Raw genomic sequence first — 20793 nt, forward strand, 5'->3', positions numbered from 1 at the left:
ATTTTCTTACAACGCTTTTATTATGATATGATAACACCTCTCTTAAAAGTTACAATATGCTAATTATTTTTTAGCTCTTTCATCTATTTTTAAAGCTTCTTTTATACTTATTCTTTTTCCTTCTAAAAAAGGAACAATAAATGCATCTTTATAACCTGATTTTTTCAATTGATTTAATCTTTCTTCTATTTTTTCTAAAGAAGTATTTTTACAACAATAAAACTTATATGAGGTCCCAGCACGCATTACCTCAGCTTCTTCCAAATTAGCAAATGGTTCTTTTTCATATTCTTGCTTTTTAGTTGAGGCTAATTGTATTTTGTATATTAATCCTTGTTTTATTTTTACTTCTGATGTTTTATTATCATTTAATATATAAAAATATGAACGACGATTTATTTGATGTGCTTCCTCTGCACATTTAGTTCCATTTTTTTCATCACAATCATTTAATAATTGCTCTTCTCCTAAACCTTTTGCACTTTGTATTCTATCTGACGAAATACCTCTTGAAACAATATACTCTTTGGTTGACTCTGCTCTTTTAGCAGATAGCCATTTATTATATTTAGCTTCTCCTCTACTATCTGTATGTGATTCAATCTTAATCACCATTTCTGAATGATTATTCATTACGGATACCACGTGTTCTAACTCATACGTTGCGTCTTCTCTAATATCATATTTATCAAAATCAAAATAAATAGGATTTATGACTATTTGATCTTCAACGATCAAAGATTCCAACTGTAAATTAGTAGTTATTGATTCCTTATTTACATCAAGTGTTTTTGCTATTTTTTCTTCACTCTTATAATCATCTTTTGATGCTACTACCGTAAACTTCTTTTCACATTCTAGCGCATTAAAAGTATAGGTACCATCTTCTTTTGTTTTTGTTTCTGTTACTACTTTACCTGTAGAATCAATTAACTTTACTACTGCGTTTTGAATTGGCTTCTCTGTTTTTGTTTCTGTTATTAAACCAGAAATAGCTTCTTTACAATTATATACTAAGAAACTATAAATATCATCATCTCCTTTTCCTCCCTCTCTATTTGAAGAGAAAAAACCATTATTTCTTTTCTTATTAATTACAAAACCAAAATCATCATAAGGTCCATTGATTGGTGCTCCTAAATTTAGAGATTTCATATAATTACCCTCTACAAATTTAGATTCAAAAACATCCAAGGCTCCTAAACCTAAGTGCCCATCTGAAGCAAAATACAAGGTATTATCGTCTCCTATAAAAGGAAACATTTCTCTTCCTTCTGTATTTATACCTCTTCCTAAATTTTTTGGCTCACTATATTTTCCTCCTCCTAATAACTCTACCTTATAAATATCTGTTAAACCATAACCGTTGGGCATATTAGAGATAAAATACAGTGTTTTTTCATCTAAACTTAAAGCAGGATGTCCAATTGAGTAGTTATCATTATTAAAAGGAAGTTCTGTTATATTTCCCCAAACATCTCCTATTTTTTCTGCCTTATAAATTTTAAGATTTGCTTCTTTATTTTCTCCTCCTTTTAATTTTTCCTCTTCAGAACTTGTTCTAGTAAAGTACATTGTCTTTCCATCTGCTGTAATTACAGCATTAGACTCATGATATTTAGAATCTACAGATTCAACTTTCTTAGAAGCAAATACATCTAGAATTTTTGCTTCTTCGTTAAAAGATTCTGTTCCTTTATAGATACTAAGGTGTGGTTGGTTATTCCAACTATATAACTTTTTATCATTGGTTCCATTAGGCTTTGTTGAAGCGAAATAAAACTCATTACCATATATAAAACCTCCAAAATCAGAATATTTTGTATTTATTGAAAGGTTATTAAGATTTACATATAATTTTTCTCTGTTAGTATACTCAATAAAATAGTTTGCGTTTTGTTTTAAAGCTTCTCCCCTACTGTCTTCTTTTCTTAAGTTATTTAATTTCAAAAGCCACTTATCTGATTCTTTAATTTTCCCATTACTTTTTAATACTTGTGCGTATTTAAAAACATATTCTGGTGAAATAATTTTCTCATACCTTTTTATTAATTCTTTGTACCATTTCTCGGCTTGTACAAAATTTGAATTATTGTAATAAGAATCGCCTAGACGACTTAAAACAGAATAGGAAGTATCTCCTTTCTTAAATAAACTTTCATATAATTTGGCTGATTTCTTATAAGCGTACTCATTAAAATATTTATCTGCTATAGATTTTCTTTGCCCCCAACAAGTTACACTTATAAAAACAAATAAGTATAGTATCTTTTTACCCATATTTAAAATGCGTTTTTACGTATCTAAGCCACCCCTCATAAAGATAACTTTTTTTTATTACACTAAAAAATTAGCTAAGTCCCCTCTCTTTTTTTATTTGGTCGTAAGCCGCTTGAATTTGTTGGAATTTTTCTTTTGCCCCCTTTTTATGCTCTTCTCCCAAACCTTGTAATTTATCTGGATGGTATTTTTTTGCCATCTTTCTATATGCTTTTTTTATTTCATTATCAGTAGCATTTTTAGAAATCTCTAAAATTTTATAAGCACTACCTGAAGCATCATAAAACATTGCTTTTATTGAAGAATAATCTCGTTGATTTATATATAAATAACTTGCTATTTTTCTTATTTCTTGTTCTTCTGGATCTGTAACTTGCCCATCAGCTTTGGCTATTCCAAATAAAAAGTGAAGTAATTGTAATCGAGTAGAATGCGTCATGTGTTGACGAATTTGCAAGCATACCTGACGCGTTGAAATTTGTTTCTTTATAATTCCATTGAATAATTTAAATGCATGATTTGCCCTTTCTTTCCCATACATTCTTACAAAGTACGATCGTACATAGTCTAATTCTCTTCTATCAACTCTTCCATCAGACTTTATAACAACTGAAGCTAGTATTAATAAACTTATTTCAAAATCTCCTGAAGTAGCTCTTCCCCTATATTGTTGCTGTTGCGCTTGTTCTTGATATTTTCTTTGCTCTTCTGTAAAGTCTTCTATAGAAACCCCATCAATAAAACTACCTACTGCAAATCCTATAATTGCTCCTATTGGACCTCCCAATGTAAATCCTGCTCCTGCTCCGAGCCATTTTCCAAATTTCCCCATTCTATTTTTTTAAAGCTGTAAAGATACTATTATGTCTTAATATAAAAGCATCAGTTTTTTAGGTTTGATTCTTGCTTGTAAATGAAGTATCTTTGCATCAAATTTTAATTTAAAAATATGTATCCAGAAGAATTGGTAAAACCGATGCGCGATCAGTTAATTGACGCTGGTTTTGATGCTTTATATACTGCTGAAGATGTTGATAATGCTTTAGCTAAAGAAGGAACAACGTTAGTAATGGTAAACTCTGTTTGTGGTTGTGCTGCTGGTACAGCTAGACCTGGTGCTATTGCTTCTTTAGGAGCTGATAAAACTCCTACAAATTTAACTACTGTTTTTGCAGGTGTAGAAAAAGAATCTACAGCTAAAGCGAGAGAATATATGATTCCTTTCCCTCCTTCATCTCCTGCAATTGCTTTATTTAAAGATGGTAATTTAGTACACATGTTAGAGCGTCATCATATTGAAGGTCGTTCTGCTCAAGCTATTGCTCAGAATTTAGCAGCTGCTTACGATGAGTTTTGCTAATTATTAGATAAAAGACTTATAAAAAAAACCAGCAATATTGCTGGTTTTTTTTATACTTTCTTAATAACATTTGTTACAATTCCCCAAATAATAAAATTATTTTCTTCTGTTATTTTTATAATAGGATAATCTGGGTTTTCTGGTTGCAACCATACTTCATCACCTTCAACACGTAAACGTTTAACTGTAAACTCTCCGTCTAAAAAACAAACTGCTATCTTATTGTTTGTTGGCGCAATACTTCTGTCTATTACTAACAAATCATTATCATCCAATCCTGCACCAATCATAGACTGACCACTAACCTTTGCAAAAAAAGTTGCTTCTTTATTTTTTATTAATTCCTCATCTAAAGAAATACGTGTTTCTCTAAAATCGTCCGCTGGCGAAGGGAATCCTGCCGAAATACCAATATCCATAAAAATAGCTCCTTCATTTTCATTCTTCTCTTTTGGTAAAAAAAGAGTTAATTTTCCTAATGCTCCCATAATTTATTTCACCTTAATAATCTCGTTAATATTTGTAGTGTACTTTGGTGACAAACGTTCTTGACGCATTTTCCAAGTACGCTTTAAATCTTGATTTGCTAATTTTACTTTGTCAGATTTAAATGTTTTATTCAACTTATCAATTGCCTTCATCAAAGGTTTATGTTTTGGGTTTTCCCCTTCAAACATATTCAATTGATAATTATCTGAAGGTACTAATCCTGTTACAATAACTCCGGCTCGCTTATACTTAATTCCTTCTTTAAATATAGTTGTTACAGCTTTCACTGCACTTTTACTAATAGTTAATGTTGAATCTGTTGGATATGGAAAAACTACAGTTTTACTTACCCTATGCTGTTCACTATCTTTTTTATGGCGATCGCTGCGCAACATTACAACCACCATATGACAACTAGAATTTTGTTTTCTTAGTTTTTCTGCACAACTGGTGGCAAATGTAGAAATTCGTTCCTTAATATTATCTACATCTGAAAATGTATACTCAAAACTTCTTGTTGTTGCTATTGCTTTTTTTGTTACGGGTTCGTCCAATATTATTTTAGAATCTCCTTCTAAATCTTTCTTCAACTTCCAAACTGTAATTGATAAATTTTTTCGCACCCAATCATCATCTAATTGTGTAAAATCGTAAGCTTTAATACAACCTTTTGCTTTCAATTTTTTGACCAACCCTCTACCAATTCCCCAAACACTTTCAATAGGTATCCATTGTAGTGCTTTTATTCTCTTTTCTTCAGAATCTATTACATAAACCCCTCCAGTTTTTTTAGGGAACTTTCGGGCAATTTTGTTAGCAATCTTACTCAAAGCTTTTGTAGGTGCTAGTCCTACACAGGTTGGTATTCCTGTCCATTGTAAAATTGTACTTCTTATTTTTTTTCCGTAAGAATCAAAATCGTAATTATCAAATCCTTTAAACTGTAAAAAAGCTTCGTCTATTGAATACACTTCTACATCGGGAGAAAATTGTTCCAATATTTTCATCACTCGAGCACTCATATCTCCATATAAGGGATAGTTTGATGATAACACTGAAATATTATTATCCTTACAAAACTGTTCCCATTTAAAAATAGGTGCTCCAAATGGAAGGTTTATTTTTTTTGCTTCATCACTCATAGAAATTACACAACCATCATTATTGCTTAAAATAGCAACTGGCTTGCCTTCTAAATTCGGATTAAAAACCCGTTCACAAGAAGTATAAAAGTTATTACAATCTACGAGTGCGTACATAAATGTAAAGATAAAAATCTTCTTCCATTACGTTTCTACATATTCTAAAATATCTGCTGGTTGACAATCTAAAGCTTTACAAATAGCTTCTAAGGTAGAAAATCGAATTGCCTTTGCCTTTCCTGATTTTAAGATTGATAAATTTGCTGTAGTAATACCTACAATTTCTGCCAATTCTTTGCTTTTCATTTTTCGTTTAGCAAGCATTACATCTAAGTTTACAATTATTGGCATAATTTAAATTGTTAAATCATTTTCTTCTTTAAGTAATTGTGCTTTTCCAAATACTTCACTTAAAAACAAAAAGAAAAGTCCCATTATTAAAAACAAAAATACTGATGAATTTAACTCCATTCCTATTTTTTGTTCTAACAAAACCTGTAATACTATTTTCCCTAAAAATTCAACAGCACTACTAATTAAAAAAAGCTTACCAATTTTATTAAAATTACGAACAACTAATGTAGAAAAATAATTTCCTGTTGATAAATCATCTAAACTATTTTTCAACAAAGAAATTGCTTTTATGTATATAGAATACAACAGTATAATAATACATAAAGTAATTATAATTTTAGGTGAACTTAGGTTTCTAAAATCTACATATATCCCTAAAATTTTAGGATTCATTTTACTATTTCTAGTAAGAAAAAAAGTGGCTATTCCAAATACTGAAGCTGCTACACTTATTAGCATTAAATAATAGTATACATTTATAAACTTCTTTAAAATTGAAATCGTTTTCATACTTATATTTTTTTTTAAATTGTTAAATTATTTTCTTCCTGTAATACATTCCCTTTTACTACTAAAAAAGATATAAACTGTACAAATAATGCTACTACGAATATTGGTAACACATTACTTATAGATATACCTAAAGCTCTACCTATTTTGTAACCTACCTTATACCCCTGACCTACAGCCGGATCTGAGATTGAACTTAAATCTGGATCATTACTTAATATAAAACCTAAAATAAATGTGAAACACAAAATAACGGTTCCATATATAATCAACCCCTTTCCTACTGTTCTTAATCGATTACAATTCTCTTTGGTAAATACATGCTCTTTTGAAAAGTTAAAAATCACTTTTCTAAATACTAGTAATAAATACATAAGGTATCCCATTAAGCCTAAGATTATAAATGACAAGAAATAATAATATCCATCATTCCAATTATCTGGCAAACTCATTTTAAAAACTTTCGATTTCACCCCTCCAAATATTGCGTAGTGAATTACCTTATATGTTTTCTCAAAAAAGTTAATCCCAACACTAATCACCAATAGCGTACAAAACAATTTTAAAACACTTAATACTTTTTTCATTTCTTTTTATGCTTGATTAATTCTGATACAAATATATAAAAATTATCGAAAAACAATAATTTTTTGTTTTTTATTGATAATTAAAGTTTCCTTATTTTTGCTGTATGCTTAAGAAATTAAAAATTGACGGTATTGATAAAATTATTATCAAGCGACTAGTAAAGGATGCTCGAACACCTATTTTAAGTATTGCTAGAGAGGTAGGAATATCGGGTGCTGCAATACATCAACGATTACGAAAATTAGACAGTTCTGATTTAATTGATGGTTATAAAATGGTTTTAAATCCAAAGGCTTTAGGATATACCACAACTGCTTTTGTGGGGGTATTTTTGGAGGCTTCTAGTCAATATTCTTCAGCTATTAAACGATTGAAAGATATTCCTGAAGTTGTAGAGAGTCATTATACAACGGGTAACTATGCTATTTTCATCAAAATACTATGTAAAAATAATGAAGATTTAATGCATTTGTTAAATAAAGATATTCAAACTATAAAAGGGGTTTCCAGAACAGAAACTTTTATATCTTTAGACCAACAAATAGACCGACAAATAAAAATTTAAAAACCCCGAATGAACGATTTTATTTTTTACTTTAAAATGGGCTTGTTTCATGTATTAGACATCAAAGCCTATGATCATATTTTATTTCTAATAGTACTTGCTGTTGTATATCAGTTTAAGCAGTGGAAAAAAGTTTTATGGCTTATTACATTGTTTACTATTGGGCACTCAATCACTTTAGCACTATCTGCTTATGGAATACTAAATGTTAGAGCCGATTTAATTGAGTTTTTAATCCCTTTAACCATATTCATTACTGGATTAATGAATGTACTTACAGCTAAAAAAGCATCTGTTGGAAAAGAAAATCAAAACTTATTTTTCGCTCTATTCTTTGGTTTAATTCACGGATTAGGTTTTTCTAACTATTTTAAAATGATGATTGGAAAAACTTCTGACAAATTAGTTCCTTTATTAGAATTTGCATTAGGTGTAGAAGCAGCTCAAATTATTATTGTATTGCTTATTTTATTAGTAGGATCTTTAGTGCAATCTGTATTTGGAGTAAACCGTCGCGACTGGATTTTAGTTGTATCATCTATTGTAATTGGTTTTGCTTTTCAAATGATGATTAATCGTGTTTTTTGGTAAAAAATTAACGTCTAAACATCTTAATTCTAATTATATTAGCATTTAACATAACTACCTAAACTACTCTTGAATAAAAAACAATTAAAATACGATAAGGCTTATTTAAAAATGGCTAGAGAATGGGGTAAATTATCTCATTGTAAACGAAAACAAGTTGGCGCCCTTATTGTAAAAGACCGTATGATTATTTCCGATGGATACAACGGAACTCCTTCAGGTTTTGAAAATTATTGTGAAGATGAGGAAGGATATACTAAATGGTATGTATTACATGCAGAAGCAAATGCTATTTTAAAAGTAGCGGCATCTACACAATCGTGTAAAGACGCTACACTATACATTACGCTTTCTCCATGTCAACAATGTAGTAAATTAATTCATCAAGCAGGAATTAAACGGGTAGTGTACGCAGAAGCATATAAAGATTGTTCTGGTATAGATTTTTTAGAAAAAGCTGGTGTTGAATTGACTTATTTACCTTATGAATAAAAATAATTTACCTATATATTTATCAATAGCTGTTGTTTTCGGTATTCTTATCGGAACTTTTTTTAACCAAGGAAACTCTAGTGGTTTAATTGGAAAAAACACTGCTAATGAAAGAAAAATTAAACGTCTTATTGATTATATAGATAATGATTATGTAGATAATGTAAACACTGACGAATTATTAGATGGTGCAATTACTGAAATGCTTGGTAAGTTAGATCCGCATTCTGTTTATATCCCAAAAGAAAATCTTCAATTAGTTACCGAAAACATGCAAGGTAACTTTGTTGGAATTGGTGTTCAGTTTAGAATGATTGGTGATACCATTACCGTTATTTCTCCTATAAAAGGTGGACCTAGTATTAAAAAAGGAATTAAAGCTGGTGATAGAATTTTGTTAGCAAATAAAGATACTCTTTATGGAAAAAAACTTCAAACTTCTCAAATAATGAAGGCTTTAAAAGGTAAGCCTAATACTAAAGTAGACATACAAGTTTACAGAAAAACAAACGATAGTATTTTTGACGTAACTATTAATAGAGGAAAAGTAAATATTAAAAGTGTTGATGTAGCTTACATGCTAAACGATAGTATTGGTTATATAAAATTAGATCGTTTTGCTCGTAATACCTATAAAGAATTCAAAACCTCTTTAGACAATCTTCTGGAAGAAGGAATGACCGACTTAGTTCTTGATCTTCGTGGAAACGGTGGTGGCTTTATTGATATTGCTAATAGTATTGTTGATGAATTTTTAGAGGACCAAAAATTAATTGTTTTTACCAAAAATAATAAAGGAGATGTTGTTGAGTCTTTTGCTACCGAAAAAGGAGATTTTGAAAAAGGTGGTTTATATGTTTTAATTGACGAAAACTCTGCCTCTGCTTCTGAAATTGTAGCTGGTGCTTTACAAGATAATGACAAAGGTATTATTATTGGACGCCGTTCTTTTGGAAAAGGATTGGTACAACAGGAAATGGATTTAGGTGATGGGTCAGCTGTTAGACTAACTACCGCTAGGTATTATACTCCTACCGGACGCTCAATTCAGAAACCCTATAAAAAAGAAAATACAACCTCTTCTTACGATAGCGATATTAGAAACCGCTACTCAAACGGAGAACTTTTTAATAGAGACAGTATCAAAACAATAGACAGTTTAAAATTTACAACTCCTAAAGGAAAAACAGTTTATGGTGGTGGTGGAATTATACCAGATCATTTTGTTGCCGTAGATACAACATCTTATATACCAACTATATTTTTTAGATCATTAAACAACTACGCATTTAACTATGTAGACAACAATCGTAAAAAACTTGCTGAAATTACAGTTGAAGATTTTATAAAGAATTTTGATAAGGACAATACTATTTCTGATCAGTTTTTATCTAAATTCAAAGACTATCGATTATCACAAAGAACAAAAAAACAACTAAGAGACAATCTTAAAACATTAATAGCTCGAGAACTCTTTAGCGACGAAGGTTTATATAAAGTAAACCAACCAAATGACAAAATGCTTCAAAAAGTTTTTGAACTAGAATCTCAATAAAAACAAGGCCTCGTAAATTTACGAGGCTTTTTTTTTATAAAAAATTTAATATCACATGTAACCTTTCTGTAAATTGATGGTTTTTAATATAGAAACTAATCAAAACTAACACATTGAAACATCTAACTGATGAAGATTTAATGCTAGCAGTAGCTAAAGGAGATTTAGATACTATGTCGATTTTATTCGACAGATATCATGTGCGCATCTATAATTTCTTTAATAAGATGATTCAGAATAAAATGGTTAGTGAAGATTTAACTCAAGATGTTTTTATCAAAGTTTTAAAATATAGAACATCTTATAAAAATGGAAATTTTGCTTCTTGGATATATACCATAGCTAGAAACATTTTTTCAACATATTATCAAAAACAGAAAAAAGAGAGAACTAATATTATTGAAGATGACAAACTTAACTCAGAATTAATTGAATCATCAACAAATAATAAAGAAGAAATAGAACATTTAAAAGTAGCCTTATTGCAACTAAATAATTCAGATAGAGAATTAATTGTAATGCATCGCTACCAAGGAATAAAATACGAGCAAATTGCTGAAATAATAGGAAGTTCAGAAAATGCCGTAAAGGTGAAAGTGCATAGAGCATTAAAAAAACTAAAAAACATTTATTTTCAAACAGTAGGTAATGAAGTGTAACGATATAGAAAATAAACTAATAGATTATATTGAGAAGAATCTTACCAAAGAAGAATCTTTAATAGTCGAAAAACATATTGAAAGTTGTATTACTTGTCAAAAAGAAGTGAAAGAAATGAAGCTTTTTTTAGATGTAATTGATAATGATATAGAAGAAACTCCTTCAAACAACTTAAAATTAAATTTTGAAACGTTTTTAAACAAGGAAAAAGAGCAAACTAAAGTTATACCAATGCAACCAAAAATAAATTGGAAATCGTATATCCGTGTTGCTGCTAGCATCCTTATAGTTATTAGTGCTTTTTTAATAGGTAAATATCAATCGTCTATTAATCCAAATAAATTAACCTTTGCTGATAAACAAAAAATAGAAAAAGAAAATCAGGTATTGGCTTTATTAGAAAACCAATCAGCAAGTAAACGAATTTTAGCAGTAACGAATGCTGAAAAATTTTCAAAAAACGACACAAAAATAATTGATGCCCTTATAAATAAACTATTTAATGATGAGAACGTAAATGTACGTTTGGCTGCAGCAGAAGTACTCTCTAAATTTTCATCACTAGAAAAAGTAAAAGCTGCATTAATCAAATCGCTAGAAACAGAAAAAGTACCTTCAATGCAAATTGAATTAATTCAAATCTTAGGAAATATACAAGAAAAAAGAGCGCTCGAACCTATGAAAGAATTATTAGAAAAAGAAGAAACACCAAATTACGTAAAACAAGAAATTCAGTACAACATACCTAATTTACTGTAAAAACATACAAGAATCATGAAAAAAATCATTTTAATATTATTATTAGTTAGCGGTATTATAACTGCTCAAAATAAAGAATACAAACACTCTTTATCAGGGATTAAAAAAGTACGAATAGAAACAAATACTACAACAAAAATTACAGTAGGTACATCCAACTCTTTAGTACTTAAAAACTATAAACATTCTCATAACGATTGTGACAATTGCGATCATGATGATGATCATGACTATGATAACAGATTTCCTCATAATAATCATGATAAAACTAAAAAAGACAAACGAAAAGGTTTAACAGCAATTTATCCTGGAGGTAAAGACAATACAAATGGCTATGGGTTTTCTCTAGAAAAAGAAGGAGATATACTTTATGTTAAAGATTTAAAATCTCATTTTCAACGTAGTGGTATTCAATTAGAACTACCAAAAAACATCAACATTTCTGTAGACACGGGTAATTTAGGAAGTTTAGAAATAGAAGGTTTTACTTCTGAAGTTGAAGCTAACACCAATGTAGGGAGAATTACTATGATGGATGTTACTGGACCTATAACCGCACATTCTAGTGTTGGGCCAATAAATATCGAGTTTTCAAAAGTTAGTCAATTATCACCTATTACTGTAAGTTCATCTGTTAGCGAAATAGATGTTGCTATTCCTTCTAACACAAAAGCAAATCTTGAGCTAAAAACAAATGGAACTGTATATACCAATTTCGATATTGAAATTCCAACTAAAAAAGGAATGAAAAACGTAAGTGGAGCAAAAAGTATTGTCAGTACTATTAATAATGGAGGCGTAAAAATTAAGCTAAAGTCGTCTATGGGAAACATTTACTTACGTAAAAAATAACCTAACATACAACAACATAAAACTTTAATAATGAAAAGACTACTCTTATTCATAGGATTACTATTGACTTTTGGTAACCTAGCAGCTCAAAAAAAAGTAACTAAAAATAAAAATGCATCAGGAATTAACGAAGTATATATTCATGCAAAATTTGCTAAAGATATAAAAATCGAAAACTGGTCTAAAAATGAAATTTCTGTACAAGCCACAGTAAATATAAATGACAATAAGGACAATGATTTTTTTAGCTTAAAAGAAGATAAAATAGGAACTACCTATACCATAAAATCTAACTATGGTGATTTATTCAACAAACAAAAAAAGCATACAGTTATATATAATGCTGAAGATTGTAAAAATTGTAATCATTGCTCATATCATAGTGACATGAAAATAAATTATGTTATTTATGTTCCTAAGAATATACAATTAAAAATAAAGAGTATTTCTGGTGATGTTAATGCTCTAGCTTATAATGGCAAATTAACATTAGACTTAGTTAGTGGAAACATTACCATAAAAAAACATTCTAAGTCTATGAATTTAAAAACTGTTAGCGGAGACATAGACATTGCTATTTCTGATGCTAAATTTAAAGCACAAACTTTAACAGGTACTGTTTACTCTAACCTAGATATCGATTTTGATAAAAACAGAAAGAGATCATATGGAAACCAAAAGATATACGGAACTGTAAAAAACGGGAAGGCTTCATTAAAGTTAAAAACTGTGAGTGGTGATATATTTTTACGTAAAATATAACTCATCTTACAAAAACAAAATATTTACTCAATACTTCTTTTAAAGACATTTTTCTTGAAAGAAGTATTTTTTTACATAAAAGACAACCTTTGTATAAAAAAGAATGTCTTATTTATATATTTACAAATAATAAAAATAGCTAACTAAAAACTCTATTCACTATGAAAAAAAATCTTTTATTACTTCTTTCTATCTGCTTTATTATTATTTCTTGTCAACAAGAAAAACAACATAACGGGCATCCTGTAATTAACGCAAATTCTACAGGTACAAAATATAAAATTGCAGAAAATTGGTATAACGGATGGTGGTCTATAGCACCACAAGTAAAACACGACACATTAAAAGTCTTGTGTTACTCAAACCCAGAAAAATTTATTTTTAAAACAGATATTGATAGTATATCCTTTGATGTATCAGTTGGTAAATCTTATGACTTTTATGTAAACCTTAAAGATTCTACCTATGCACATACTATTATTACTGGAATTGATTTCCCTAAAGATAAAATAAAGTACGCCACAACACCTCAGGACACAACCTTTAACATCTTATATGAAGAAAACAAAGGAAACTCATACTTGTCTAAATTAGCGGCTAAATATCCTGTTCAAGGATTTAAAAAAGATATTACTGATACTGAAAAATTACTACAAATATTAGACTGGACAAATTCTAGATGGAAACATAATGGAAATAATTCTCCAAGTAAATCTGATCCTATTACAATTTTAGATGAAGCAAAAGCTGGTGGGAATTTTCCTTGTTTTGCTTATGCTATAGTTCTAAAAGCACAATTAGAAAATGCTGGATTTAAATCTAGAACCATTTATTTAAAAACAAAAGATGCTGAAACAAGAAAATCATCTCCTGGTCATGTTGCTACTGAAGTATATGTTAACAGTTTAAACAAATGGGTATTTCTAGATGGGCAATTTAATATTATGCCTTCTCTTAACAAAGTTCCTTTAAATGCCGTTGAGTTTCAAGATGCTCTAACAAATAACTACAAAGACTTAAAACTAAAAAGTTTAAAAAAGGTTTCTAAAAGACAATATGCTGAATTTGTATACGACTATCTGTATTATTTAGATACTAGTTTAGATCATAGAACTAGAATAGGTTCTAATATTGAAGCACATAAAATTAAAGATAAAACAAGTATAATGCTTGCTCCAGTTGGCGCACCAAATCTTACAAAAGTTAACTTTTGGGACTTGACAATAGATTATTGTTTATATACTAACTCACTAAATGATTTTTACGCTAAACCACAATAAATCAATTACTTTAATAATTTTCAATTAAATTAGTAACTCTAAGTTATAAAAAAATTAAAGAAGTGTCCTCTTTACATTTCTGACATACGTCTTAATAGTAAATAATTTAAAACTTTAATTTATGAAAAATTTTATGATGATTTTTATCGGTAAAGAATATATCGATTTAGGACTTTCAGAAGAAGATGTACAAGCAAGAATGGAAAAATGGTTTGCTTGGAGTAACAAAATGGAACAAGCTGGAATTTTACGTGGAGGAGAGGCTTTGACTCCACAAATAAGACGTGTTACTGGGAAAAACAGAACAATTACTGACTTAACTTCAGCAGATGTAAAAGAAGTTGTTGGTGGATATTTTTTAGTTGAAGCTAAAGATTTTAACGAAGTGCAAGAAATTGCACAAGATTTCCCTGATTATGACTTAGGAAATACTGTAGAAATTCGTGAAATCATGGTATTTGACAAATAATGAAAAACTCTCACATAGATCATCTTTTCCGCCATCATAGCGGAAAGATGATTTCTGTTTTAACTCGAATTTTTGGGCTCTCTAATTTAGAAATCATAGAAGATGCTATTCAAGATACTTTTTTAAAAGCAAGTAGTAGTTGGCAAAATAAACAACCTGAAAATCCAGAGGCTTGGTTAACTCAGGCTGCTAAAAATAGAGTACTTGATATTTTCAGAAAACTTAAAACTGAACAAAAACACCTCCCTGAAATTAAAAGTGGTATTGAAGTTATAAGTATTAACGAATTGTTCTTAGATACTGAAATTGAAGATGCACAGTTACGAATGATTTTTACTGCCTGTCATCCAAACTTAGCTCCAAAAGACAGAATTACCTTTGCTTTAAAAACCATTTCTGGGTTTAGTATAAAAGAAATAGCTTCTGCTTTACTCACTAAAGAAGAAACGATTAAAAAGCGTTTATTAAGAGCGAGAAAGACAATTAAAAAAACAAAACTTGAATTTAAAATCCCTCAAGGCAATGAACTTCCTCATCGCATAGAAAGTGTCTTAGAAGTTCTATATCTAATTTTTAACGAAGGTTTTCATTCAAATAAAAAAGAAATTTTAATACAAAAAGAGTTATGTGGAGAAGCAATGCGTTTGTGCAAAAGCTTATTAAAAAATAAACACACAAATATTTCTGCAAGTTATGCCTTATTTGGTTTAATGTGTTTTCATGCTGCTCGTTTAGATGCTAAAATAAACACAGAAAATGAATTATTAGATTTAAGAGAACAAGATAGAAACAAATGGTCTTTTCCTTTAATTCAATTAGGCAATGCTATGATGAACAAAGCTGTGGAAGGTAAAGTATTCTCTTCTTATCATTACGAAGCTGCTATAGCTGCAGAACATATCAAAGCTCCAAGTTTTAAACAAACTAATTGGAATAAAATATTACAATGGTATCAATATTTACATAAGTTACAACCCAATCCATCACATTTGCTCACTATGGCTGTTGTTTGTTTACAAAACAAAAACTACATTAAAGCTAATTATTATTTTGATCAATTACAACCTGACATTCTAGAACAGCGTTCTTATTTATTTTACGGCGCTAAAGCAGATTATTTTTTTGCAATAAATAACAAAGAAGAAGCTATAAAAAACATTGATTTAGCTATTGAAAAGGTTACTAATAAATTCGAAAAAGAATACTTAAAAAAGAAGAAAGCTACTTTTAAAAACTAATTTTAACTTAAGTTGTTTTTGCTTTTCTTAAAAAGATAAATTAGTTTTCAGTTCTAAAAATTAAACAATGAACAACAATCACATAAATTACATTGAATTTAAAGCTAAAAACATTGAAAAAATAAAACAATTTTATTCAAAAGCTTTTGATTGGACTTTTACTGATTACGGCCCAACCTACACTGCTTTTTCTAGTAGTGGATTAGAAGGTGGATTTGAAAAAACTGATCAAGAAATAAACAATGGAGCTTTAGTGGTTTTATATAACGAAAACTTAGAAGAAATTAAAAAGCATATTATCGAATTAAACGGAACCATTTCTAAAGAAATATTTTCTTTTCCTGGAGGAAAAAGGTTTCATTTTATAGATCCTTCTGGAAACGAATTAGCTATTTGGTCTGATAAATAAAATCTAATTACATTCCTTTTGTAACTCTTTTTTATTGATATACCTCAGCAATAGTTGGGTTTTCGGGACATGATTTTATTTGTTTAAATTCATCTCCCGATTTTACCTTACCGATTTCTAATGTTTAAAGTAAATTCCTGGAAAATCCTGTTTCCAGAACTGTTTTACGATTTTCATTTTGTTATCCCATCCTTAATTGCTTTGAATAATTACTGCCAAACTATTTTAATATGATTTATCTAGAAAGCAACTTTTAAATTCTAAAAAATGAATTAGTATTTTCGCGGCTTGTTAAGACTCATTTTTATAAATTAAAATATTAATTATGAAAAAAATATTATTTATTCTCATTACAATTATAATATCCAATTCAGGATATACACAAAATATAAAATACAAAACACCCAAAGCTATTACTACAGACTTAGTAAATCTTACCTTTAAGAAAGTAAAATCTACTAAGTCAAGTTATTTTATAAATTATGATATAAAAAACTTAGGTAATGGAATTCTTTTTCTTAACCGTAAAAACACTAGTATTTTTGAAAACTCTGGAGAGGTTCGTGCCAGCAAAGGAGATTATAAAATTCTTCCTGGAAAAACCAAAACCATATATAATCAATTTAGAGTAAAATCGCCATTAAGAGCTAATGCTGATTTCTTTGACCTAAAAATAAATGGAATAAAATATGCTAAAAGCTCTAATAAAACTATTAAAGGAGGTCTAATAAAAGTAGAAGAAAAAATTGAAAAAGTTTTTGGGGATTTTACTTTCAAAATTATTGAATATAACGTTTACACAGATAGACATTATATACAAATTAAATGCACATATAACGGAAAACAAACAACAATTGGTAAGCTTGATTTAACAAAAATTAAAGTAAATGGAGGAAATGCTAAAATTATAAAAAAAGGAGATGTTATTTTCCCTGGAAAATCTTATACTTTTTCAATAAATGTTACTCCTAAAGAAGCTAAATTAAATGTTGATTGTACAGATGCAATTAAAATTTTAGAGCTAAAAAAAATAGAACTAAATACTATTAAAATTGTAAATACTAACTATAAAGAAACCTCTAAAAAAGAAAACAAAAAAAACGATTCTGTTGTTAAAAATCAAAAGCCTTGCGAACTAAGTTATAGTAAATTTACTACTTTAAAAAACACTATAAAAAAACAAATGGATATTGGAAATAAAGCTGTTGAAACAGCTCAAAGTTTCTTAAAAAAAAATAAATGTATCACTACACTACAAGTAATTGAATTAATGGGGATTTTTAATTTAGATGGCTCCAAACTAGAGTTTGCAAAAATGGCATATAAATATACTTCTGATAAAGGTAAATATCATAAAGCAGTTGGAAAATTATCTTATGTTAAAAACAAAGAAGCTTTAGAAGAGTTTTTAAACCAATAATCATTATATAAATCTAGAAGAGTTACATTCCTTTTGTAACTCTTTTTTGTTGATATACCTCAGCAATAGTTGGGTTTTCGGGACATGATTTTATTTGTTCAAATTCATCTCCCGATTTTACCTTACCAGTTTCTAATATCTTAAAGTAAATCCCTGGAAAATCCTGTTTCCAGAACTGTTTTACGATTTTCATATTATTAAATCGTACTCCCAATTTCATGCAAGGTTGACGAGGTTTTGTTACTTCTACACTCACCTCACCTACTCTATAAGTATCTCCAACATGAATTTTAGTTTCATCCAAGTCATCAATAGTTAAGTTCTCTCCAAACATTCCATACTGCCAATCTAAATCTGGGTAAAATTCTTTCCAATAGGCATAGTGCTTTTCTGAATAGGCATAAACTGCCTGATCTATTCCTCCATGATGTACTCTATCGCAAACTGCATCTCCTCTAACATCTTCAACATCTAAAAAAATAGGAGTATTTGTAGAATATTTAAAAATACCTGTTGTTATCAACTTACCTTTCCAATCGATTTCTTTTCGTTCCCCTATGTTAGTAGATACTATCTTCATTTTTTTTATTCTTTTAAAAAGCCTTGTAATACGTCAGCAATCTTTCTATTATCTGATAATTGTGGAATCTTATTTTGACCTCCAAACTTTCCTATAGATTTCATATATTCATGAAATCCTCCTTTTTTTACTTTACTAATTATTAAAGGTCGTAGCACTTTTCCTTCTATTAAATCAAAGTAATATACATTTTGGGATTGCATTGATGCATCTATTTTAGAAGCTAGTTCTTCTAAATTATCAGGTTCATTTTCAAACTCAATAAACCATTCATGATATGGTAATCCACTTTCAGGATTTACTTGAGGTGCTACTGTAAATTCGCTAACATTTACATCTGTTCCTACAATAGCATCATTTAAAGCTTTTTCCACTTCCTTACCTATAACGTGTTCTCCAAAAGCAGAAATAAAATGCTTAATACGTCCAGTTACTTTTATTCTATAAGGTTTTAATGAAGTAAACTCTACTGTATCTCCAATATTATAGCCCCAAAGTCCTGCTGTAGTATTTAAAATAATTACGTAATTTACTCCTAACTGTACATCTTTTAAAGAAATTCTAGTTGGATTTTCATCAAAAAATTCTGTTGCTGGTATAAACTCATAAAAAATACCTGAGTTTAACTGCAATAACATTCCTTTTTCTGTTTGAGTATCTTGATAAGCTATGAATCCTTCTGAAGCAGGATACAATTCAACATAATCAATCTTTTTTCCTATTAATGTTTCAAACTTATTCTTGTAAGGTTCAAAATTTACACCTCCATAAATAAAGAAGTTAAAATTTGGAAAGATTTCAGAAATTGTTTTTCCTGTTTTGTCTATTAACTTCTCAAAATACATTTGTACCCAAGAAGGTATACCACTTATTACCGTCATGTTTTCCGGTAAGGTCTCTTCTACTATTTTATTTACTTTAGTATCCCAATCTTCTATACAATTGGTTTCCCAACTTGGCAAACGGTTTTTTAATAAATAGTTAGGTACATAATGCGCAGCAATTCCACTTAAACGCCCTAACTTTACTCCATTCATATCTTCTAGAACAGGACTACCTTGTAAAAAAATCATTTTTCCATCAACAAAACTTGCATCATTTGTTTCAGCAATATAAAACAACAAGGCATTTCGCGCTGCTTTAATATGCGTTGGCATTGATTCTTTTGTTATAGGAATATATTTAGCTCCAGATGTTGTTCCAGATGTTTTTGCATAATACAATGGTTTTCCTTTCCATAACACATTCTCTTCTCCTTCCACCATTCTATCAACATAACTTCTTAATCCTTCATAATCATTTACAGGAACTCGCTTTTTAAAATCTTCGTAATTATTGATAGAAATAAAATCATGATCCTGTCCAAAAGCAGTTTTACAACCTTCAGCTACTAAATATTTAAAGACTTTTTCTTGTGTTTCATGAGGTTTATTAGCCCACTTATACACTCTTTTTCGAATCTGCTTTGCAAATGGAATTGCTATTCTTGATTTAATACTCATTTACTGAAAATCTATATAATTTGTTGGATCTACCGGAAACCCATTACTCCATAACTCGAAATGTAAGTGTGGCCCTGTAGTTAATTCACCTGTTGAACCTACACTTGCTATTACCTCTCCTGATTTTACAATATCTCCTTGTTCTTTCAATAAAGCTCCGTTATGCTTATAAACCGATATAAATTCATTAGGGTGCTGAATTGTTATTACATAACCTGTTTCTGCAGTCCACTCCGACAAAATAACTGTCCCATCTGCAATTGCTTTTACCGGTGTTCCTGTTTGCGCTACAATATCAATGGCATAATGTTTATCGTCTCTATTAAATTTTTGAGACACATTTCCTGTTAAGGGAGAGAAAAATACAATTTTTGCTCTACCTTCAGCTCCTTCTGAAAGAGGAAATCGATCTTTCCCTTCAACCTTATCTCTAAATTGTAAATCTTGCTCTGTAGGTCCTAATTTACTTTCATCAACGACAATGTTTTGAGTCACATCTTTAATTGAATCGACCTTTTCTGGTTCTATTTCCCCAGTAAAAACAGGCTTTAAAGCTTTAGTGTAACGTTCTAATATAGCTAACTTCTTTTGCAAAGAATCTGACTTATAAGTCGCTCTTGCAGCTTCTTTCTTTAAACTTGTAGATGAATATCCTGGTATATACTCTCTTAAACCAGTAAAGGCTATTAATATAGAAGTTAATACAATTAAAACTATTGAAAATACTCCTCCAAAAACAAATACATTAAGACGTGATAATTTTAATGAAAATTTTTCTTGAAATGTATCTTCATTTAAAATTACCAATCGATATTTATCAATTAGTTTTTGTTTAAGCTTTCGCTTTTTTTGAATTTTTGTCACTTTTAATACTAGTTTGAAATTCAAATATACAACGAAAAAATGGCGTAACTATTTTTTACCTTAATTACAACCTAT

General features: G+C 29.3%; 24 protein-coding genes. 14 read left to right on the plus strand and 10 right to left on the minus strand.

Features of this window, described 5'->3' with window-relative positions; all coding sequences use genetic code 11:
• Window positions 1–63: 63 nt before the first annotated feature.
• A complete protein-coding gene (locus tag ACOQN8_RS04255; protein ID WP_420551737.1) occupies window positions 64–2280 on the minus strand; it encodes an OmpA family protein in 2217 nt (738 codons plus the stop codon).
• A 70-nt stretch (window positions 2281–2350) separates the two neighbouring features.
• A complete protein-coding gene (locus ACOQN8_RS04260; protein WP_420551738.1) occupies window positions 2351–3112 on the minus strand; it encodes a TerB family tellurite resistance protein in 762 nt (253 codons plus the stop codon).
• A 117-nt stretch (window positions 3113–3229) separates the two neighbouring features.
• On the opposite strand from ACOQN8_RS04260, the gene ACOQN8_RS04265 reads away from it, so the two are divergent.
• Complete coding sequence (locus ACOQN8_RS04265; protein WP_150898432.1) at window positions 3230–3640, plus strand: BrxA/BrxB family bacilliredoxin; 411 nt, start codon at window positions 3230–3232, stop codon at window positions 3638–3640.
• 50 nt (window positions 3641–3690) lie between these two features.
• Here ACOQN8_RS04265 and ACOQN8_RS04270 read toward each other — a convergent pair whose 3' ends face one another.
• Genes ACOQN8_RS04270 through ACOQN8_RS04290 form a run of 5 tightly spaced genes read right to left on the minus strand, consistent with a single transcriptional unit; the run spans window position 3691 to window position 6722 of the window.
• On the minus strand, window positions 3691–4128 hold the full coding sequence (locus ACOQN8_RS04270; protein WP_150898431.1) for a LexA family protein: 438 nt from the start codon (window positions 4126–4128) through the stop codon (window positions 3691–3693).
• Between the two features lie 3 nt (window positions 4129–4131).
• Window positions 4132–5388 (minus strand): Y-family DNA polymerase, encoded by a 1257-nt coding sequence (locus ACOQN8_RS04275; protein ID WP_420551739.1) that lies wholly within the window; start codon window positions 5386–5388, stop codon window positions 4132–4134.
• A gap of 27 nt (window positions 5389–5415) precedes the next feature.
• On the minus strand, window positions 5416–5622 hold the full coding sequence (locus tag ACOQN8_RS04280) for a helix-turn-helix domain-containing protein (protein WP_272150645.1): 207 nt from the start codon (window positions 5620–5622) through the stop codon (window positions 5416–5418).
• A 3-nt stretch (window positions 5623–5625) separates the two neighbouring features.
• Window positions 5626–6135, minus strand: coding sequence for a DUF2975 domain-containing protein (locus ACOQN8_RS04285; protein WP_420551740.1), 510 nt, complete (start codon window positions 6133–6135; stop codon window positions 5626–5628).
• A 14-nt stretch (window positions 6136–6149) separates the two neighbouring features.
• The gene (locus tag ACOQN8_RS04290; RefSeq protein WP_420551741.1) at window positions 6150–6722 is read right to left on the minus strand and encodes a DUF2975 domain-containing protein; all 573 of its coding nucleotides are present in this window, start codon (window positions 6720–6722) and stop codon (window positions 6150–6152) included.
• 104 nt (window positions 6723–6826) lie between these two features.
• On the opposite strand from ACOQN8_RS04290, the gene ACOQN8_RS04295 reads away from it, so the two are divergent.
• The 13 genes from ACOQN8_RS04295 (at window position 6827) to ACOQN8_RS04355 (ending at window position 17772) form a co-directional block, all read left to right on the plus strand.
• Window positions 6827–7288, plus strand: coding sequence for an Lrp/AsnC ligand binding domain-containing protein (locus ACOQN8_RS04295; RefSeq protein WP_150898429.1), 462 nt, complete (start codon window positions 6827–6829; stop codon window positions 7286–7288).
• Between the two features lie 9 nt (window positions 7289–7297).
• Complete coding sequence (locus ACOQN8_RS04300) at window positions 7298–7879, plus strand: HupE/UreJ family protein (RefSeq protein WP_150898428.1); 582 nt, start codon at window positions 7298–7300, stop codon at window positions 7877–7879.
• A gap of 66 nt (window positions 7880–7945) precedes the next feature.
• Window positions 7946–8368, plus strand: coding sequence for a deoxycytidylate deaminase (locus ACOQN8_RS04305; RefSeq protein ID WP_255689253.1), 423 nt, complete (start codon window positions 7946–7948; stop codon window positions 8366–8368).
• On the plus strand, window positions 8361–9923 hold the full coding sequence (locus ACOQN8_RS04310) for a S41 family peptidase (RefSeq protein WP_420551742.1): 1563 nt from the start codon (window positions 8361–8363) through the stop codon (window positions 9921–9923). The genes ACOQN8_RS04305 and ACOQN8_RS04310 overlap by 8 nt, the downstream gene beginning before the upstream one ends.
• 113 nt (window positions 9924–10036) lie before the next feature.
• Complete coding sequence (locus ACOQN8_RS04315; RefSeq protein WP_150898426.1) at window positions 10037–10582, plus strand: RNA polymerase sigma factor; 546 nt, start codon at window positions 10037–10039, stop codon at window positions 10580–10582.
• The gene (locus tag ACOQN8_RS04320; protein WP_420551743.1) at window positions 10572–11342 is read left to right on the plus strand and encodes a HEAT repeat domain-containing protein; all 771 of its coding nucleotides are present in this window, start codon (window positions 10572–10574) and stop codon (window positions 11340–11342) included. Before ACOQN8_RS04315 ends, ACOQN8_RS04320 begins: the two co-directional genes overlap by 11 nt.
• Window positions 11343–11357: 15 nt before the next feature.
• On the plus strand, window positions 11358–12194 hold the full coding sequence (locus ACOQN8_RS04325; protein WP_420551744.1) for a DUF4097 family beta strand repeat-containing protein: 837 nt from the start codon (window positions 11358–11360) through the stop codon (window positions 12192–12194).
• 30 nt (window positions 12195–12224) lie between these two features.
• Window positions 12225–12956: a DUF4097 family beta strand repeat-containing protein gene (locus tag ACOQN8_RS04330; protein ID WP_420551745.1), complete on the plus strand. Its 732-nt coding sequence runs from the start codon at window positions 12225–12227 to the stop codon at window positions 12954–12956.
• A 161-nt stretch (window positions 12957–13117) separates the two neighbouring features.
• Window positions 13118–14236: a transglutaminase domain-containing protein gene (locus tag ACOQN8_RS04335; protein WP_420551746.1), complete on the plus strand. Its 1119-nt coding sequence runs from the start codon at window positions 13118–13120 to the stop codon at window positions 14234–14236.
• Between the two features lie 121 nt (window positions 14237–14357).
• Complete coding sequence (locus tag ACOQN8_RS04340; protein ID WP_150898421.1) at window positions 14358–14705, plus strand: YciI family protein; 348 nt, start codon at window positions 14358–14360, stop codon at window positions 14703–14705.
• A complete protein-coding gene (locus ACOQN8_RS04345; protein ID WP_420551747.1) occupies window positions 14705–15943 on the plus strand; it encodes an RNA polymerase sigma factor in 1239 nt (412 codons plus the stop codon). Before ACOQN8_RS04340 ends, ACOQN8_RS04345 begins: the two co-directional genes overlap by 1 nt.
• A 67-nt stretch (window positions 15944–16010) precedes the next feature.
• Entirely contained in the window at window positions 16011–16352 is a 342-nt protein-coding gene (locus ACOQN8_RS04350; RefSeq protein ID WP_420551748.1) for a VOC family protein, read from the plus strand.
• A gap of 325 nt (window positions 16353–16677) precedes the next feature.
• Window positions 16678–17772, plus strand: a complete 1095-nt coding sequence (locus ACOQN8_RS04355; protein ID WP_420551749.1) for a proline and serine-rich protein 1 family protein — start codon at window positions 16678–16680, stop codon at window positions 17770–17772.
• Between the two features lie 22 nt (window positions 17773–17794).
• On the opposite strand, the gene ACOQN8_RS04360 is transcribed toward ACOQN8_RS04355, so the two are convergent.
• The 3 genes from ACOQN8_RS04360 to ACOQN8_RS04370 are packed head-to-tail and all read right to left on the minus strand — an operon-like array spanning window position 17795 to window position 20718.
• Window positions 17795–18352 (minus strand): MOSC domain-containing protein, encoded by a 558-nt coding sequence (locus ACOQN8_RS04360; RefSeq protein ID WP_420551750.1) that lies wholly within the window; start codon window positions 18350–18352, stop codon window positions 17795–17797.
• A gap of 5 nt (window positions 18353–18357) precedes the next feature.
• Complete coding sequence (locus ACOQN8_RS04365; RefSeq protein WP_420551751.1) at window positions 18358–19854, minus strand: GH3 auxin-responsive promoter family protein; 1497 nt, start codon at window positions 19852–19854, stop codon at window positions 18358–18360.
• On the minus strand, window positions 19855–20718 hold the full coding sequence (locus tag ACOQN8_RS04370) for a M23 family metallopeptidase (RefSeq protein WP_420551752.1): 864 nt from the start codon (window positions 20716–20718) through the stop codon (window positions 19855–19857).
• Window positions 20719–20793: the final 75 nt, after the last annotated feature.

This window comes from Tenacibaculum aiptasiae (assembly GCF_965221665.1).
Classification (GTDB): Bacteria; Bacteroidota; Bacteroidia; order Flavobacteriales; family Flavobacteriaceae; genus Polaribacter; species Polaribacter aiptasiae.

Coding starts and splice junctions, on each gene's coding strand:
- ACOQN8_RS04260 (WP_420551738.1), bottom strand. CDS start 3,112: ATGGGGAAATTTGGAAAATGGCTCGGAGCAGGAGCAGGATTTACATTG.
- ACOQN8_RS04365 (WP_420551751.1), bottom strand. CDS start 19,854: ATGAGTATTAAATCAAGAATAGCAATTCCATTTGCAAAGCAGATTCGA.
- ACOQN8_RS04270 (WP_150898431.1), bottom strand. CDS start 4,128: ATGGGAGCATTAGGAAAATTAACTCTTTTTTTACCAAAAGAGAAGAAT.
- ACOQN8_RS04255 (WP_420551737.1), bottom strand. CDS start 2,280: ATGGGTAAAAAGATACTATACTTATTTGTTTTTATAAGTGTAACTTGT.
- ACOQN8_RS04360 (WP_420551750.1), bottom strand. CDS start 18,352: ATGAAGATAGTATCTACTAACATAGGGGAACGAAAAGAAATCGATTGG.
- ACOQN8_RS04295 (WP_150898429.1), top strand. CDS start 6,827: ATGCTTAAGAAATTAAAAATTGACGGTATTGATAAAATTATTATCAAG.
- ACOQN8_RS04280 (WP_272150645.1), bottom strand. CDS start 5,622: ATGCCAATAATTGTAAACTTAGATGTAATGCTTGCTAAACGAAAAATG.
- ACOQN8_RS04290 (WP_420551741.1), bottom strand. CDS start 6,722: ATGAAAAAAGTATTAAGTGTTTTAAAATTGTTTTGTACGCTATTGGTG.
- ACOQN8_RS04300 (WP_150898428.1), top strand. CDS start 7,298: ATGAACGATTTTATTTTTTACTTTAAAATGGGCTTGTTTCATGTATTA.
- ACOQN8_RS04320 (WP_420551743.1), top strand. CDS start 10,572: ATGAAGTGTAACGATATAGAAAATAAACTAATAGATTATATTGAGAAG.
- ACOQN8_RS04325 (WP_420551744.1), top strand. CDS start 11,358: ATGAAAAAAATCATTTTAATATTATTATTAGTTAGCGGTATTATAACT.
- ACOQN8_RS04340 (WP_150898421.1), top strand. CDS start 14,358: ATGAAAAATTTTATGATGATTTTTATCGGTAAAGAATATATCGATTTA.
- ACOQN8_RS04310 (WP_420551742.1), top strand. CDS start 8,361: ATGAATAAAAATAATTTACCTATATATTTATCAATAGCTGTTGTTTTC.
- ACOQN8_RS04285 (WP_420551740.1), bottom strand. CDS start 6,135: ATGAAAACGATTTCAATTTTAAAGAAGTTTATAAATGTATACTATTAT.
- ACOQN8_RS04345 (WP_420551747.1), top strand. CDS start 14,705: ATGAAAAACTCTCACATAGATCATCTTTTCCGCCATCATAGCGGAAAG.
- ACOQN8_RS04265 (WP_150898432.1), top strand. CDS start 3,230: ATGTATCCAGAAGAATTGGTAAAACCGATGCGCGATCAGTTAATTGAC.
- ACOQN8_RS04335 (WP_420551746.1), top strand. CDS start 13,118: ATGAAAAAAAATCTTTTATTACTTCTTTCTATCTGCTTTATTATTATT.
- ACOQN8_RS04350 (WP_420551748.1), top strand. CDS start 16,011: ATGAACAACAATCACATAAATTACATTGAATTTAAAGCTAAAAACATT.
- ACOQN8_RS04330 (WP_420551745.1), top strand. CDS start 12,225: ATGAAAAGACTACTCTTATTCATAGGATTACTATTGACTTTTGGTAAC.
- ACOQN8_RS04275 (WP_420551739.1), bottom strand. CDS start 5,388: ATGTACGCACTCGTAGATTGTAATAACTTTTATACTTCTTGTGAACGG.
- ACOQN8_RS04355 (WP_420551749.1), top strand. CDS start 16,678: ATGAAAAAAATATTATTTATTCTCATTACAATTATAATATCCAATTCA.